The 15,616-nt window shown below is 70.3% G+C and carries 11 protein-coding genes and 1 riboswitch; of the genes, 6 read left to right on the forward strand and 5 right to left on the reverse strand.

Annotated features, from left to right (window positions below; translation table 11 throughout):
* Nucleotides 1–10 precede the first annotated feature (10 nt).
* A riboswitch (ZMP/ZTP riboswitch) is annotated at nucleotides 11–95 on the reverse strand.
* Between the two features lie 173 nt (nucleotides 96–268).
* The 6 genes from KY497_RS15650 (at nucleotide 269) to KY497_RS15675 (ending at nucleotide 8,062) form a co-directional block, all read left to right on the forward strand.
* On the forward strand, nucleotides 269–1,714 hold the full coding sequence (locus tag KY497_RS15650; RefSeq protein WP_258185754.1) for a beta-N-acetylhexosaminidase: 1,446 nt from the start codon (nucleotides 269–271) through the stop codon (nucleotides 1,712–1,714).
* Complete coding sequence (gene nagA / locus KY497_RS15655; RefSeq protein WP_219869466.1) at nucleotides 1,711–2,883, forward strand: N-acetylglucosamine-6-phosphate deacetylase; 1,173 nt, start codon at nucleotides 1,711–1,713, stop codon at nucleotides 2,881–2,883. The genes KY497_RS15650 and nagA overlap by 4 nt, the downstream gene beginning before the upstream one ends.
* A 960-nt stretch (nucleotides 2,884–3,843) precedes the next feature.
* Complete coding sequence (locus tag KY497_RS15660) at nucleotides 3,844–5,892, forward strand: sigma-70 family RNA polymerase sigma factor (RefSeq protein ID WP_219869467.1); 2,049 nt, start codon at nucleotides 3,844–3,846, stop codon at nucleotides 5,890–5,892.
* Between the two features lie 9 nt (nucleotides 5,893–5,901).
* Nucleotides 5,902–6,273: a YrdB family protein gene (locus tag KY497_RS15665; protein WP_055870560.1), complete on the forward strand. Its 372-nt coding sequence runs from the start codon at nucleotides 5,902–5,904 to the stop codon at nucleotides 6,271–6,273.
* Nucleotides 6,274–6,297: 24 nt separating this feature from the next.
* A complete protein-coding gene (locus tag KY497_RS15670) occupies nucleotides 6,298–7,662 on the forward strand; it encodes an FAD-binding oxidoreductase (RefSeq protein ID WP_127481998.1) in 1,365 nt (454 codons plus the stop codon).
* Nucleotides 7,655–8,062, forward strand: a complete 408-nt coding sequence (locus tag KY497_RS15675; protein WP_219869468.1) for an NUDIX domain-containing protein — start codon at nucleotides 7,655–7,657, stop codon at nucleotides 8,060–8,062. Before KY497_RS15670 ends, KY497_RS15675 begins: the two co-directional genes overlap by 8 nt.
* A 25-nt stretch (nucleotides 8,063–8,087) precedes the next feature.
* Here KY497_RS15675 and nagB read toward each other — a convergent pair whose 3' ends face one another.
* The 5 genes from nagB to KY497_RS15700 all read right to left on the reverse strand — a co-directional run bounded on the left by nagB (nucleotide 8,088) and on the right by KY497_RS15700 (nucleotide 15,616).
* Entirely contained in the window at nucleotides 8,088–8,867 is a 780-nt protein-coding gene (gene nagB / locus KY497_RS15680) for a glucosamine-6-phosphate deaminase (protein WP_127481997.1), read from the reverse strand.
* Nucleotides 8,860–9,825 carry an ROK family protein gene (locus KY497_RS15685; protein WP_219869469.1) on the reverse strand — a complete coding sequence of 322 codons (966 nt, stop codon included), beginning with the start codon at nucleotides 9,823–9,825 and terminating at the stop codon, nucleotides 8,860–8,862. The genes nagB and KY497_RS15685 overlap by 8 nt, the downstream gene beginning before the upstream one ends.
* Nucleotides 9,826–9,868: 43 nt before the next feature.
* The gene (locus KY497_RS15690; RefSeq protein WP_055870549.1) at nucleotides 9,869–11,056 is read right to left on the reverse strand and encodes an ROK family transcriptional regulator; all 1,188 of its coding nucleotides are present in this window, start codon (nucleotides 11,054–11,056) and stop codon (nucleotides 9,869–9,871) included.
* Between the two features lie 79 nt (nucleotides 11,057–11,135).
* A complete protein-coding gene (locus KY497_RS15695) occupies nucleotides 11,136–14,408 on the reverse strand; it encodes a family 20 glycosylhydrolase (protein ID WP_219869470.1) in 3,273 nt (1,090 codons plus the stop codon).
* On the reverse strand, nucleotides 14,399–15,616 hold the full coding sequence (locus KY497_RS15700; RefSeq protein ID WP_258185756.1) for an alanine racemase: 1,218 nt from the start codon (nucleotides 15,614–15,616) through the stop codon (nucleotides 14,399–14,401). Before KY497_RS15700 ends, KY497_RS15695 begins: the two co-directional genes overlap by 10 nt.

Here is a 15,616-nt window from a genome sequence, read left to right on the forward strand (position 1 = left end):
AAGGGGTGTTCCTATCGGCCCAGGCGCGCGGTCGAATTCCGTGGTCAGTCGCTCCCCGGTGGTAGTCCACCCAGACGCCAGTCGCGACGTCTACGAGCATAGCCGATGCGACGACCCCGCACGCCGGCGTGTCCACGATCGTCGCAGAATCGATTCGACTTCCACCATTCCCCTGAGCGATGCCGACGGGTAGGTTTTGTTCATGGTCCTTCCTCATCCTCTTCCGCTCGTGCCAGCGCCTGTGTCCGCCACCGCGCGAGAGGGACGGATGCCGATCACCGCGACGACGCGTGTGCACGGCTCCTCCCCCGCTGCCGCCCAGCTGATCGACGCGGTCGAGCGCCGCACCGGCATCCGCCTCTCCACCTCCGACGGGACCTCCGGCGAGATCGAGCTGCTGATCGACCACGGCTCCTCGGCGCCGGAGGGGTACACGCTCGAGATCGGCGAGCGTGCGATCATCGTCGGCGCCGACGAGCCAGGGCTCTTCTACGGCGTGCAGACGCTACTGCAGCTACTGCGACAGGACGACTCCGGCTGGGGGCTGCTCGGCGCCGATGTCGCGGACTCGCCGCGCTTCCCGCGACGGGGCGTCATGCTCGACGTGGCCCGGCACTTCTTCGGCGTCGGCGACGTGAAGAAGTTCATCGACAGCACGAGCTCCCTCAAGTTCAACCATCTGCACCTGCACCTGAGCGACGACCAGGGGTGGCGCGTGCACATCGATGCCTGGCCGCTGCTGACGGAACGGGCCTCCGCGACATCGGTGGGCGGCGACCCCGGCTGTTTCTACACCAAGGCCGACTACCGGGAGATCGTGGCGTACGCCGCTTCGCGTCACATGATCGTGATCCCCGAGATCGACCTGCCTGGTCACACCCACGCGATCGGTGTGGCCTACCCCGAGCTCGTCGAGGCGCCGGTGCTGAACGACAACCTCATCGCGGATTCCGCGCGGCTCGGCCAGCCGCTACCCGTCGCCGGCGAGACGTACCTGGGCTGGGGCGTCGGCCACTCCAGCGTCCGCATCCATGAGGAGCGCACCTACGACTTCGTGCGCGATGTCGTCCATGAGCTGGCCGAGATGACCCCGGGTGCGTACATCCACATCGGCGGCGACGAGTCCCTCGGCACGCCCCAGGCCGACTTCGACCTCTTCGCCGAGCGCGCGACCGCGATCGTCGTGGAAGCGGGCAAGATCCCGATGGCCTGGCATGAGATGGGATCCGCGGCGAACATCGCCGAGGGAACCGTCGGCCAGTACTGGGGCAAGACCACCCCAGAGGGCACGCATGCCGAGGAGGCCGCGCACTTCGTCGAGCGCGGAGGCGCCCTCATCATGTCGGCGGCGGACGTCACCTACCTCGACATGAAGTACGCGGAGGACTTCCCCCTCGGCCTCACCTGGGCGGGGATCATCGACGTCCGCTCCGCCTACGAGTGGGAGCCGACAGCCGTCCTCGACGTGCCGGACGCCGCGATCCTCGGCGTCGAGGCCCCGCTCTGGTCCGAGACCACCCGCACGCTCGGCGAGGTCGAACAGCTGGTGTTCCCCCGTGCGGCGGCTCAGGCCGAGGTCGCCTGGTCGCCGAGAGAAGCGCCCGAACGCGTATGGGAGTCCTTCCGCGTGCGCGTCGGCGCCCTCGCTCCGCTGTGGAAAGCTGAGGGGATCGACTTCCATCCCGCAGACGAGATCCCCTGGAGCGCACGTTGATCACCCACTCCTCCGCGCCCGGTTCGCTGGTCATCCACTCCGCACGGATCGTCGACGGCGGCGACATCGTCGAGGACGGCTGGGTCCGCATCGAGGACGGCGTCGTCACCGGCCGCGGGACGGGATCGGAGTGGACCGCGGCGGATGAGGTCGTCGATGCGGTAGCCCTCGCCGGTCCCGGCGCCCTGCTCACTCCCGGATTCGTCGACATCCACGGCCACGGCGGCGCCGGCGCCGCATTCGACGACGGCGTGGAGGCGATCCGCACCGGGCGCGAGATGCATCGTGCGCACGGCACCACCCGCGCGGTCATCTCGCTCGTCACGGCGCCGATTGAGACCCTCGCCCGCAGTGTCGCGCTCATCGCCGATCTCACCGAGACGGATGCGGACATCCTGGGCTCGCACCTCGAGGGCCCGTTCCTCGACCCCGGGCACCACGGCGCGCACGAACCGTCGCTGCTGCGTCACCCGACGGCGGCGGATGTCGCCCTCCTGCTCGATGCCGGACGCGGCACCGTCCGCCAGATCACGATCGCGCCGGAGCTGCCCGGCGGGCTCGACGCGATCAGGAAGATCGTGGCCGCGGGCTCGGCCGCTGCCGTCGGCCACACGGATGCGGACGCCACGATGGCCGTCGCCGCCTTCGAGGCAGGGGCCTCCATCCTCACCCACGCGTTCAATGCGATGCCGGGCATCCATCACCGTGCTCCTGGACCGGTGCTGGCAGCGGCAGCCGATCACCGGGTGGTGCTCGAGGCCATCGCCGACAACGTGCACCTCGATCCGCACGTCGTCAAGCTCGTGTTCGACTCCGCACCCGCACGTGTGGCACTGATCACCGATGCGATGGCGGCTGCGGGCAGCGCCGACGGCCACTACGACCTCGGGGCCGTGAGCGTCACGGTCGAGAACGGCGTGGCCAGGGCCGATGACACCGGGTCGATCGCCGGCTCCACGCTCACGCAGGACGTGGCCCTGCAGCGTGCCGTGCAGGCGGGAGTGGCGCTTCCCGAAGCCGTTCGCGCACTCACGCAGACGCCGGCGCGTGCGATCGGACGCGATGCATCCCTCGGCAGCCTGACCACCGGAATGCTCGGCGATGCCGTGCTTCTGGATGCGGATCTGCGCGTCGCGCGCGTGTGGTCAGGACCACGGCTGCTCGTCTGAGACGGCGCCGCGCGCGACGCGCAGCTCTGCGCTCTCCGGTCATACGTGTGTGATGGGGCGGGAGGCCGCCGTTCCCCAGATCGGCGGCCTCGTTCCCCCTCGTGAGACGGGCGGCCGGGCTCTCCTCCCCCGAGGCTCCCGACCCGCCCGACCGGCGCGAATACCCCCCGCACCAGTGCCTGGATCCCGCCCCCCGGTGGGATCCTCACGGCTGTCTCTATGGGATGAGACGATGCTCATCCCGATTCATTACGCGACTTCTCGAAAATCTTTCGAGAACTCATCCCGATCCTCGGATCGAAACGTGTGGGAGGCCGCCGTTCCCCAGATCGGCGGCCTCGTTCCCCCTCGTGAGACGGGCGGCCGGGCTCTCCTCCCCCGAGGCTCCCGACCCGCCCGACCGGCGCGAATACCCCCCGCACCAGTGCCTGGATCCCGCCCCCCGGTGGGATCCTCACGGCTGTCTCTATGGGATGAGACGACGCCCCTTCCGATTCATTACGCGACTTCTCGAAAATCTTTCGAGAACTCATCCCGATCCTCGGATCGAAACGTGTGGGAGGCCGCCGTTCCCCAGATCGGCGGCCTCGTTCCCCCTCGTGAGACGGGCGGCCGGGCTCTCCTCCCCCGAGGCTCCCGACCCGCCCGACCGGCGCGAATACCCCCCGCACCAGTGCCTGGATCCCGCCCCCCGGTGGGATCCTCACGGCTGTCTCTATGGGATGAGACGACGCCCCTTCCGATTCATTACGCGACTTCTCGAAAATCTTCGAAGGAGTTTCGGATACCGTCCGCAGACACCGCCGGAGGCACCCTCGCGCGAACCCGGGCATCGGCTTGGAGTTCGCGGAGAGGGTGGCTTCCCTGGGAGATTCGCGAGAGAATGGAGAAGTCGCGTGATGAGAGGCGCTCTCATGCGTCTCTTCCCGTAGAGGCGCACCCGCGCCCGGCGACAGATGGATGATTGTGCACGAAGAGAACACGACTCACGACGAAACGATCGGCGACGCCGACCTGATCCTCCGCACCCGTTCGGGAGACACGGAGGCGTTCGGTGAACTCTGGAGACGGCATTACCCGTCGGGGCTCTCCGTGGCGCGCTCGGTCACCTCCTCCATCGATCCCGATGACCTCGTGCAGGAGTCGTACACGCGCATCTATCAGGCGATCATCAAGGGCGGCGGCCCCAACGGCTCCTTCCGCGCCTACCTCTTCACGAGCATCCGCAACACGGCGGCGGGGTGGGGACGTGCTCGTCGCGAGACCGCGATCGACGAACTCGACACCGTCGCCGACCCCGACACCACCGACCAGGCCGCGAGCGAGGCGCTCGATCGCAGCCTCACCGCGCAGGCCTTCCGCAGTCTCCCCAGCCGCTGGCAGGAGGTGCTCTGGTACACCGAGATCGAGCAGATGAAGCCGCAGGAGGTCGGGCCCCTCCTCGGGATGAAGGCCGGCGCCGTGTCGCAGTTGGCGTTCCGTGCGCGTGAAGGCCTTCGTGAAGCCTGGATCCAGGCGCATCTGCGCAGCGCCGAAGACGGCTCCGAATGCCAGTGGACCATCGAGCACCTCGGCGCCTATTCTCGCGGCAACCTCAGCACCCGCGATCACAAGCGACTCGAGCTCCACCTCGACGAGTGCGCCCGATGCATGATCGTCGCCGCCGAGGCGAAAGACGTCTCCAAGCGTCTCGCCCTGGTGCTGCTGCCTCTCGTGCTCGGCGTCACCGGCGCCGCAGGCTACCTCGCCACGCTGCAGGGTGCAGGCACGCCCATCGTCGCTCTGGCGGCCATGCCGTCGAGCATTCCGGGTGCCGTCTTCGCCGGCGACCCCGGCGTCACGCACGCCGCGACGGGCCTCGCCGCTTCGGGCGGTTCGGGTTCCGGCGCCGGCGGCTCGGCAGGCGGCACGGCGGGCTCTTCCGCCGGCGCCGGTGCCGGCCCGGCGGGCGGGGTGTTCACCGGGATCGGTGCACTCGTCGGCGTGGGCTCGGCCGCACTGGTCGTCGCTGGCGTCGTCGCCGCCTCCACGATCATCCCCGGACTCGCCGGAGCCGATCCCGCGACCTCGCTCCCGAACGCCGGGGACGAAGACCCGTCCTCGATCTCGGCGGACGTCGGGCCCGACGAGAAGATGAGCCTCGACGAGCCCGTCATCATCGAAACGCCCGTCATCGTGCCGGAGGAGGCGCCCGCGCCCCCGACCGACGATCAGGCGGAGCCAGGACAGGATCCGTCGTCCGCACCGGCCGTCACACCGCCGCCCGTCACGACCCCGCCCACGGCCCCCGTCGAACCGACGAAGCCGGTCGAGCCCGAGAAGCCCGTCGAGCCCGTCGAGCCCGGTGTTCCCACGGAAGCGCCGACCTGGACGACCGCGACGATCGTCTTCGACGAGCTGACCGTGCACTACCGCGTGCCGATCACCGGCGCACCGGGAGCGACGGTCGAAGCGCTTCTCGACGGCAGCCACGGCGGTGGTGACACGATCGTGCTCGACGACTCCGGAGCGGGTGAGATCGACCTGCGCCCCGGCCTGTTCCAGTACTGCTTCGCCGCTTCGACGAAGGTCACCTTCCGGTATGTCCTCGACACGGGCGACGCGCCCTTCGCGGACACCACTCTCCTCGCGCTGCAGCCCAACCGCCCCGGCATCAAGATCCCGATCGAAGAGGGTCCGGTCGAGGAGGACCCGACGGAGAGCGACCAGACTCCCGTCGAGGAGAACCCGGTCAGCTCCGCTCCTGTCGACGATGTCGTCATCACGACCGATGCTCCCGCAGAGGTCGCACCCGTCGACGAAGCTCCAGCGGAGGTCGCACCGGCAGAGGTCGCACCCGTCGAGGTCGCACCCGTCGTGGCCGCACCTGTCGAAGCCGCACCCGTCGTGGCCGAGCCGGTGATTCCCGCTCCCGTGGAGCAGGAGCCGATCACGACCAAGGTCGCCGATGTCGCCGCGCCCGTCGCGGCGGGCGCCGTCCCGACCGAGGACTCCCCCGTCGCCGAATAGACTGGATCCATGCCCTCGGATCCCGCTCCTGTTCCCGGCGTCGAGCGTCCGGTCATCACCGCTCTCGACATCGTCCGCGCCGTCGTCCTCGTCGTCGCCGTGGCCTCTCTCGCTCTGTGGGGCTTCGCGAGCTGGGATCTTCCCTGGAACATCGTCATCGGTGTCGGAGCGCCCGTCGTCGTGATCCTGGTCTGGGCGCTGTTCCTCTCGCCGCGCCCGGTGCTGCGTGTGCACCCCTTCCTGCGCGCAGCCGTCGAGCTGCTGATCTACGTCGGCGTCACGATCGCGTGGTGGTCGATGGGACAGGCACTGATCGGCACCGCATTCGCCCTCGTCGCCGTGGTCGCCGGCGTGCTCAGCGGTCGACGCGCGCTGTCGTGAGGTTCCCCTCGTGAGCGCACTGTCGTGAGCGTACTGTCACTCCTGCAGGAGTCCCTCGGCGCGCTCGTCGACACCGATGAGGCATCGCTCGAGGAGGCCAGAGCAGATCGTTCCGGCCACGCCGCTGCGGGGCGACCTCTCGCCGTCGTCCACGCCGAGCGTGTCGAAGACGTGCAGCAGACCATGCGCATCGCGACGGCCACGCGCACACCGGTCGTGGTTCGCGGCGCCGGTACCGGACTCGCGGGAGCCGCGAACGCCGGGGCGGGCGAGATCGTGCTGTCGCTGCGGCGGATGACCGCGATCAGCGAGATCCGCCCGGACGACCTGCTCGCCGTCGTCGAACCGGGCATCCTGAACGCCGACCTCAATGCCGAACTCGCCACGCACGGTCTCTGGTGGGCTCCGGATCCCGCCAGCCGCGACATCTCCACCGTCGGCGGCAACATCGCCACGGGCGCCGGCGGTCTGCTGTGCGCCAAGTACGGAGTGGTGCGCGACGCGGTGCTCGGCGTCGACCTCGTCCTCGCCGACGGCCGGCTGCTGCACCTCGGTCACCGCAGCGTCAAAGGCGTGACCGGCCTCGACCTCACCGCCTTGATCGTCGGCTCGGAAGGCACGCTGGGCGTCGTGGTCGGAGCCACCCTCAAGCTGCGCAGACTCGTGCCCGGCGAGACCTGCACCGTCACCGCGACCTTCCCCGGAGTACGCAGCGCTGCTGCAGCCTCCGCCGCCGTGACGGCCGCGGGCGTGCAGCCGGCGATCATGGAGCTGATGGATGCCGCCAGCCTCGCGGCCGTGCACGCCCTGCTCGCCCTCCCTGTCCCGTCTGCGGGCACGGCCCAGCTGACCATCCAGACCGATGGGCCGGCTGCCGCTGAAGAGGCGGACACGATCGCCGCGATCCTGCGCGCCCACGACGGCGAGACGGTCGTCTCCCACGACCGTGTCGAGGGCGAGCGCCTCCTCGCCATCCGGCGGTCTATGCACGCGGCGATGGCCTCGCTGGGAACGACGCTGATCGAAGACGTGTCGGTGCCCCGCAGCGCCATGCCGGCGATGTTCGACGAGATCGCGCGCATCGAACGCGAGTACGGCATCACCATCCCGACGGTTGCCCACGCCGGCGACGGCAATCTGCACCCGAACTTCATCTTCGACGGGCCGGAGACCCCGCCGCACGTCTGGGCGGCCGCCGATGATCTCTTCCGCGCCGCGATCCGCCTCGGGGGCACCCTGACGGGCGAGCACGGCATCGGCGTCCTGAAACGCCGATGGCTCGTCGATGAGCTGGGCGATGACCAATGGCAGCTTCAGCGTCAGATCGCCGCCGTGTTCGATCCCCTCGGCATCCTCAACCCCGGAAAGGTGTTCAGCCTCGATGCCTGACATCCATGTGAGCGCGGCCGTGATCGTCGACGAGGCCGGACGAGTGCTCGTGGTCCGCAAGCAGGGCACGAGCATGTTCATGCAGCCGGGCGGCAAGCCCGAGGCCGGCGAGTCCGCGGCGCAGACGCTGATCCGCGAGCTCCACGAAGAGCTGGGGCTGGAGCTCGACGAGGCCGATCTCCAGCCGCTGGGCTCTTTCGTGTCCGCGGCCGCGAACGAGCCGGGTCACCGCGTCATCGCCGAAGCGTTCGCGACGTCCGTCGATCCCCAGGCGGTCACGGTCCAAGCCGAGCTCGCCGAACTGCGCTGGATCACCCCGGACGACATCGCCACACTCCCGTTGGCGCCCCTGAGCGTCGAGCACCTGCTCCCGATCGCCTGGCCCGCGTCGGCGGGCTGAGCGCGGGCCAGGCGTCGGGCAGGTGTCAGATGCCCTGCCAGGAAGGCTTGTTCGCGAACGTGTAGCGGTAGTAGTCCGCGAGCGCGAGGCGCGAAGCTGCGGCTTCGTCGACCACGATCGTCGCGTGCGGGTGCAGCTGGATCGCGGAACCGGGCAGCAGCGCCGTGAGCGGACCCTCGACCGCGCCGGCGACGGCTGCGGCCTTCCCCTCGCCGAAGGCGAGCAGCACCAGGTGACGCGCCTTCAGGATCGTCCCGAGCCCCTGCGTGATGCAGTGCATGGGCACGTCGTCGATCGAGTCGAAGAAGCGGGCGTTGTCCTCGCGGGTCTGCTCCGTGAGCGTCTTCACGCGAGTGCGCGACGCGAACGACGATCCGGGCTCGTTGAAGCCGATGTGCCCGTCCGTGCCGATACCGAGGATCTGCAGATCGACACCGCCTGCGGCGTCGATGGCCGCTTCGTAGTCGTCGCCGGCGTGCTGGATCGTCGCCTGCGCGCCGTTGGGGACATGGATGCGCTGCGGGTCGAGTCCGAGCGGCTCGACGACCTCACGCGTGATGACGGAGCGGTAGCTCTCCGGGTGCGCGGGGTCGATGCCGACGTACTCGTCGAGGGCGAAGCCGCGCACCTGGGAGACGTCGCGACCCGCGAGCTGGGAGCGGAGCGCCTGGTACACCGGCAGCGGGGTCGACCCGGTCGCGAGGCCGAGGACCGCGTCGGGACGACGGGCGATCAGCTCCACGATCTCGGTGGCGACCAAAGCGCCGGCGGCCTCGGCATTCTCGACGATGACGACCTCAGCCATGCGGAACGATCTCCTTCTCGGTGATGGAGGCGCCGACCAGTGCGGCGCCGAATGCGGCGGCGGGAGACCCCGCCGGGAGCAGTTCGATTCTCTCATCCAAGCGGAGCGACCGCATGAACGGTGACGCCTCGGCGCCGGCGTGCAGCGCCGCGCGGATGCCGTTTTCGAGCCGGTCACCGAGAGCCGTGAGCCCTCCCCCGATGACCACCGTCTCGACGTCGGCGGAGAGCACGAGCACGCGCACGGCGGCTGCGGCTCCGTGGTACAGGTCGTCGCGAAGCGAGAGCGCCAGCGGATCGCCGGCATCCGCCGCGTCGAAGATGTCCCTGATCGGCAGCGCACCCGGGCGTCCCCAGGCCTTGGCCAGAGCACCGCCGCCGCAGAACGTCTCGACGCATCCGTGCTGTCCGCAACCGCACAGGCGTCCGTGCGGGTCGACGGAGAGATGACCGACCTCGCCGGCCGTTCCCCGAGCGCCACGCCAGATGCGCCCATCGATCACGATGCCGGCGGCGACGCCCGTTCCGAGGTTCAGATACGCCATGGAGCCGGCGAGCCCGCTCAGCACCGCAGCGCCGAGGGCTGCGGCCTTCACGTCGTTCTCCACCCGGAAGGGCACGCCGAGCGCGCGTTCGGCCTTCTCGGCGAGATCCAGCGACTCCACACCGAGGTTGACCGCGTGATCCACCCGCCCGGCCTCGGCGTCGACGAGCCCCGGGATGCCGATGCCGACGGAGCCGACGTCGGCGAGGGGGAATCCGCTCTCGTCGGCGAGTGCCGTCACGGCCATCACGATGCTCTCGACGACGGCGTCATCGCCCCATCCGGTGGGTCGTCGCAGTCGTCCGCGGATGTGACCGGAGGGGTCGACGGCCACCGCGTCGATCTTGGTGCCGCCGACGTCCAGGCCCACTCGAATCTGCCGACCGGAGCGGTCGGCCGTGTCTGCACCCGTCATCGGATGCCGCTGCCCGTCGTGCCGGTGCGGGTGGAGGTGACGGTCACGACACTCCCAGCTGCCCGGAGAGCACCATGACCGCGGCTCCCCGCAGGACGATGTCCTCCTGGTGCGTCAGGCGCACCACGACGTCTTCGAAAACACCCTCGAGGGTGCGAGCGTGCAGAGTCTCGATCGCGGCATCGATCAGGATGCCGTCGAGCAGATCGGCAGGTCCGGAGAGCACGACCTCGGAGAGGTCGAGGGCCGCGACGATCGGAGCGATGGCGATCGCCATGCGCGTTCCGGCATCGCGGAGGATCTCGTCGCGCGCATCGGGTTCCGCCGCGATCGCCGCACCGAGGCGGCTGACGCTGAGCCACGCCTCGAGACAGCCGTCCTTTCCGCACGCGCAGCGGGGTCCGCCGTCGGTTCCGACGACCACGTGCCCGATCTCGCCCGCCGCGAAGCGGCTGCCCAGCAGCGGCTGGCTGCCGGTGATGAGGCCGGCTCCGACGCCCTTGCCGATCTTGATGAGCATGAAGTCGGCTTTCGCATCGCCGAAGGTGTACTCGGCGAGCACCGCCGCGTTGGCGTCGTTGCGTGCGAGTACTGGCAGGTCGAGATCGACGCCGAGCTTCGCCTCGAGCGGGAAGTTCGTCCAGCCGAGGTTGGGAGAGCTGAGGACGAGGCCGTCAGGGCGCACGACACCCGGGGTGCCGATGCCCACGCCGAGCAGCGGTTGGGTGGATGCGGCGACCAGGGTCTGCGCGAGCTCCCGGAGGGCTGCGTACGCCGCCTCGCCGTCAGGCGACTGCGGACGCGGCACTGCACGTCGTTCGAGCACGTCGCCGTCGAGGCTCAGCACCGCGCCGGTGAAGGCGTCGGGTCCGGAGAGATCGAGACCGACGATTTGGTGACCGAACCGGTCGATGTCGATGAGGATGGGCGGCTTGCCCGGGCCGACGGCCTCGCGCACGCCCATCTCGATGACGATCCCATCGGCGATGAACTCGGCGACCAGGTCGGAGATGGTGACCCGCGTGAGCCCCGTCTCCCGGGAGAGGTCGGCGCGACTCATCGCCCCTGCGTGGTACAGAGTCTGCAGCACCAGGGCGCGGTTGTGACCGCGGGCGTGCTCGGGCAGCACCTTGGATCGCGAGCGCAGGTGGCGCCCTGGGCCGAAGGCGTGCGCATTCGCACCGACGTACTCTGACGGCGATGCGGAACGCTGTTCATCCGAAACGGACATGTTTGTTAGTAGACCTTACGAACAAAAATTGCGCAACCTCCGCTCGCGGACGCGCGAGGAGGGTTACCGAAACGTTACATTACTTCGGGTCGTCGGCGACGACCGTCTTCGAGCGCTCGATGAGACGCTCCACGAGCCCCGCGACGATCTGCTCCCGAGCCTCGATCGTGAGTGGCTTCCCCGGCACGCCGGGGCGGCGCTGTCCGGGCTCCGGCCCGTCAAGGGGACGATACCGCACCCCTGCCGCGGCGAGCCGGCGCAGGTGCGTCGGCAGACGCCGTCCGAAGTCGGCATACGGCGCGGCGTCCCCGCCCTCCCAGAGTCTCTCGGCGATCGCCGAGAGACGCGGGAACATCGCGAAATCGACGCGATCCCTGGACGGCAGATGCTCGCTCCACACGTTCGCCTGTCCCCCGACCGCGCCGTCCTCGACGCGCAACGTGTAGGCGCGCTCGATCGACAGCGGCGGGCCGACCCTGATCGGCTCCTCCTCCGAATCCGACTGCGGGTAGTCGAGGTACACCTCGAGATCGGAGCACGCCACGACCTCGATGCCACGACGGAGCGCCTCGCGCATCGCGGCGGGACCACGCCACGCGAGGATGCGCACCCCCTCGGGGACATCCCCCTCGAGGACCTCGTCCCAGGCGAGGGCGACGCGACCGCGGGCACGGACGTGCGCGACGAAGTGCGCCGTGAACCACGGCTGCACGTCGTGCGGCGTGTCGAGCCCGAGCTGTCGCATCCGCTCGGCGGCCGCGGGGCTCTGTGCCCACTCGGTCACCGGCACCTCGTCGCCGCCGATCCCGATCCACTCCGAGTCGAACACGTCGCACAGGGCATCGATCGCCGCCCGCCCGAACGCCAGGGCGGCATCCGTCGGAGCGAGGGTGCGGGGGTTCACCCCGAAGCGCTCCCAGGCGGAGAGGATCGGCTCCCCGACGTCGACGTTGCCGAGTTCGGGGTAGGCCGCCAGGCCCGCCTGGATGTGCCCCGGAAGCTCGACCTCGGGTACCAGGGTCACGAATCGCTCGCGCGCGTAGTCGACGAGCTCGCGCAGCTGCGCGGTCGTGTAGAAGCCCTCGTGCACGCCGACCTCGACCGTCGCGAGCGGCCCGTGCCCGAGCTGCGTCGCCTCGCGGCGCGCGCCCACCTCGGTGAGCCGAGGGAAGCCCGGCACCTCGAAGCGCCAGCCCTGATCGTCGGTGAGGTGAAGATGCAGGACGTTGAGGTGATGGTCGGCGAGCAGATCGATCAGACGGCGGACGTCGTCGACCGTGCGGAAGTGCCTGGCGACGTCGAGCATCGTCCCGCGCCAGCTGTAGGCGGGCGCCCCCTCCCAGACGCCGGTGGGGATCACCGCCGTCGAAGCCTCGGGGTCCCTGAGCTGTCGCAGCGTGGTGACGCCCCGGAACACTCCGACCGGACTCGCCCCCCTGACCTCGATGCCGGAGCCGCTCACGCTCACGCGGAAGGCTTCATCGGCGATACGGCCCGCCGCTGCGGCCTCGGCACCGAGGGTCTCGTCCACGCACAGACGGATCGGCGGCAGCTCGGTGTCGCCTCCTCCCCCGCCGCCGCCCAGCCGCGCCACGGAGGCGGCGAGATCGGCAGTGGCGAGGATCGGCGTCCGGGCCGTCCACACGAAGGCGGGAAGGGCCGGATCGATCACGGCCTCGACACGAGGTACCGTCGCGCGGTGCGCAGGCGGCGGCATCCGCAGCGCACGTCCGGGGGTGAGGCCGGTCACGTCCCCGTCCGACAGCACCGGCACGCCGCCGACGAGCACCTCCACGATGCCGCTCGGGGCGGTGAGAGGCGCCTCGAACGTCGCCCCCGCCGCGACGGTCTCCGGGTCGAACAGGACCAGGTCGGCGGTCGCCCCCTGTCTGACGATTCCGCGAGGAGCGTCGCCGCGATCCAGCCCCAGCCGCCTCGCCGGCGTCCCGGCCAGGTGACGGACGGCCTCCTCCCAGGTGAGGATGCCGAGCTCACGCACGTAGTGCCCGAGGTACCGCGGGAACGTGCCGCGCCCACGCGGATGCGGCCGGGCGCCGATCAGGATCCCGTCGCTGCCACCCGAGTGCTGCGGGTGGCGCATGATCGCGCGAACGTTCTCCTCATCGCCGATGTGCATGAGGATGCCCGTGGCACCGGCGTCCTCGAGGATCGTGTCGAGCACCACGTCGACGGCACGGCGACCGGTCGTGGTCGAGATCTCGGCGATCGTGCGTCCGACGAGAGCGGCGAGGGCGGGGTTCGCCGTGCCGGAGATCTGGATCTGCGTCCAATCGGCCTTCTCGCCGTGGAAGCCGTCGCAGCCGATCTCCTCGAGCTCCACGCGCACGGCTTCCCTGCCTGCGGCGTCGAGGGCTGCGATGGCCCCCAGCAGATCGCCGCCCGCTGCCAGCCGGCTCGGCAGTAGCGCGGAGAGCGTGGTGGCGCCGGGGAGGTAGGGATAGGTGTCCAGCGTCACGTCCACGCCGTCCGCGATCGCCTCATCGATCAGGGCCAACAGTTCCTGCGCGCGACCCCGGTTCGGGGCGAAGTTCATGGTGGCGTGGGTGAGATGCACCGGGCAGCCGGTCCGACGTCCGATCTCGAGCGCCTCCCGGTACGCCTCGAGCGCCGCGCCCCCGTAGCTGCGCGTGTGCGGCGCCCAGTATCCGCCGCGTTCGGCGACGACGCGGCACAGGGCTTCGAGCTCCGCCGTGTCGGCGTACATCCCCGGAGTGTAGGTGAGGCCGCTCGACATGCCGAACGCTCCCGCATCCAGTGCCTCCCCCAGCAGGTCGGCCATCGCGGAGATCTCGGTCGACGTCGCGGCACGGTTCTCATGACCGACGGCCATCATCCGCAGATTCCCCTGCGGGACGAGGACCGCGGCATTCGCGACAGCCGCGGCGTCGATCGCCGCGAGCAGATCGTCCATGGTCCGCCATGGTGCCTGTGCAGGCATCCCGTTCCACCCGGCGATCTGCGCCGGGATGACGGCGGCCGCGGCATCATCGAGGGGTGCGTAGCCGAGGCCGTCCTGGCCGAGCACCTCCGTCGTGACGCCCTGGCGGATCTTCGCATCGTGGGCCGCACCGCTCAGCACGGCGAGTTCGCTGTGCGCGTGCATGTCGATGAAACCCGGGGCCAGCACGAGCCCGGAGGCCGCGATCTCCACGGCGCCGTCGGGGAGTTCGAGCTCGGACCCCACCGCGCCGTCGGGGAGGATCGCGACGACTCTCGCCCCCTCCACGGCGACGTCGGCGACGTACCGCGGCGCCCCCGTGCCGTCGATGACGGTGGCTCCGCGATAGACCCGTACGAGCCCGGCCGCAGCCTTGTGCGCGCTCAGAAGCATGTCGCCACCGCTCCGATCACCCGGGGGTCGGCGGCGTCGGGGTCGTCGATCACCGCGACCACCCGCCACTTGTCGAAGGCCGTGCAGGGGTGCGAGAGTCCCAGCCGCACGACATCGCCGACGGCGACCGTCGCATCGTCCGCGAGACGCAGGAACGCGTGCTGATCGTTCAGCGCGGTGACCTCGCCCGCGACGCTCTGCGGAGCAGGCAGGTCGAGGTCGAACGGCACGTCGCGTCGGCCCGCGTCGAGCAGCGCGAGGCCGTGCTCCGGCTGGGACACCACTCGTGACCAGGCGTGCATCGCTGAACGGAGCGGCGCGGTCCCGGTGAGCGGGCCGAACGGGGACATCCGGGAGTAGAAGCCATCGTCGTGGATCTGGAAGGCACCGGAGCGCAGCACGACATCGGCCTCGGCTGCCGCCTCGGAGAGCACCGCTGCGGCGCGATCGGGGAACGAGCTGCCACCGGCGCTGAGCACCGGGCGCACATCGTCGGGATAGTCCAGGCGCGTGTGCAGTTCGACGAGTGTCCGCAGGTACGTATCGACGGCGGCGACGGAGGCCTCGCTGCGGTCCGGACCGAACGGTCCTTCGTATCCCGTGACACCCGCGAGCCGCAGGCCGGGCGCGGCGGAGAGCGCCTGCGCGATCCGCACTCCCTCCTCCACGGTGCGCGCCCCGGTACGACCGTGCGCCCCGCCGAGCTCGACCAGCACATCCAGCGGCCGCGCGGCGTCGCGCATCTCCTTCGCGAGGATCGCGGCACCTGCGAGCGAGTCCGCCCAGCACAGCACGCGCAGTCCCTCATCGGCGGCGAGCAGCTCTCCCAGCCGCCGCACCGCGGCCGGGTCCGTGACCGCGTTGGCGATCAGCACGGTCGAGACGCCGGCGTCGATGGCCACCTCGGCCTGCCAGGGCGTGGCGACCGAGATCCCCCAGGCACCGGCGTCGAGCAGCCGCTGCCACAGCGCCGGAGCCATGGTGGTCTTGCCGTGCGGAGCGAGCAGCACCCCCTGCTCCCGCGCCCAGGCGAAGACGGTCTCCTCGTTGTGGGCGAGGGCGTCTTCGTGCACCGTCAACACCGGGGTGACCAGGTCGGAGAGGTGCAGATCGGCGTCGGCCACCTCCGAGAGTCGGAGGCCCGCAGCACGCGCCGGGAAGCCCTTCGTCCAGGCGCCGAGAACGGGATCCGGAATTTGTAGAGGCAT

Origin of the sequence: Microbacterium sp. PAMC22086, assembly GCF_019443525.1 — a bacterium.
In the GTDB taxonomy this organism is placed as follows: domain Bacteria; phylum Actinomycetota; class Actinomycetes; order Actinomycetales; family Microbacteriaceae; genus Microbacterium; species Microbacterium maritypicum.

What these genes read in the sequence shown, in the direction of transcription:
- KY497_RS15695 (WP_219869470.1), bottom strand. Translation starts at nt 14,408, where the DNA reads ATGCTTCTGAGCGCGCACAAGGCTGCGGCCGGGCTCGTACGGGTCTAT.
- KY497_RS15665 (WP_055870560.1), top strand. Translation starts at nt 5,902, where the DNA reads ATGCCCTCGGATCCCGCTCCTGTTCCCGGCGTCGAGCGTCCGGTCATC.
- KY497_RS15650 (WP_258185754.1), top strand. Translation starts at nt 269, where the DNA reads ATGCCGATCACCGCGACGACGCGTGTGCACGGCTCCTCCCCCGCTGCC.
- KY497_RS15690 (WP_055870549.1), bottom strand. Translation starts at nt 11,056, where the DNA reads ATGTCCGTTTCGGATGAACAGCGTTCCGCATCGCCGTCAGAGTACGTC.
- nagB (WP_127481997.1), bottom strand. Translation starts at nt 8,867, where the DNA reads ATGGCTGAGGTCGTCATCGTCGAGAATGCCGAGGCCGCCGGCGCTTTG.
- KY497_RS15660 (WP_219869467.1), top strand. Translation starts at nt 3,844, where the DNA reads ATGATTGTGCACGAAGAGAACACGACTCACGACGAAACGATCGGCGAC.
- KY497_RS15675 (WP_219869468.1), top strand. Translation starts at nt 7,655, where the DNA reads ATGCCTGACATCCATGTGAGCGCGGCCGTGATCGTCGACGAGGCCGGA.
- KY497_RS15685 (WP_219869469.1), bottom strand. Translation starts at nt 9,825, where the DNA reads ATGACGGGTGCAGACACGGCCGACCGCTCCGGTCGGCAGATTCGAGTG.
- KY497_RS15700 (WP_258185756.1), bottom strand. Translation starts at nt 15,616, where the DNA reads ATGCCTCTACAAATTCCGGATCCCGTTCTCGGCGCCTGGACGAAGGGC.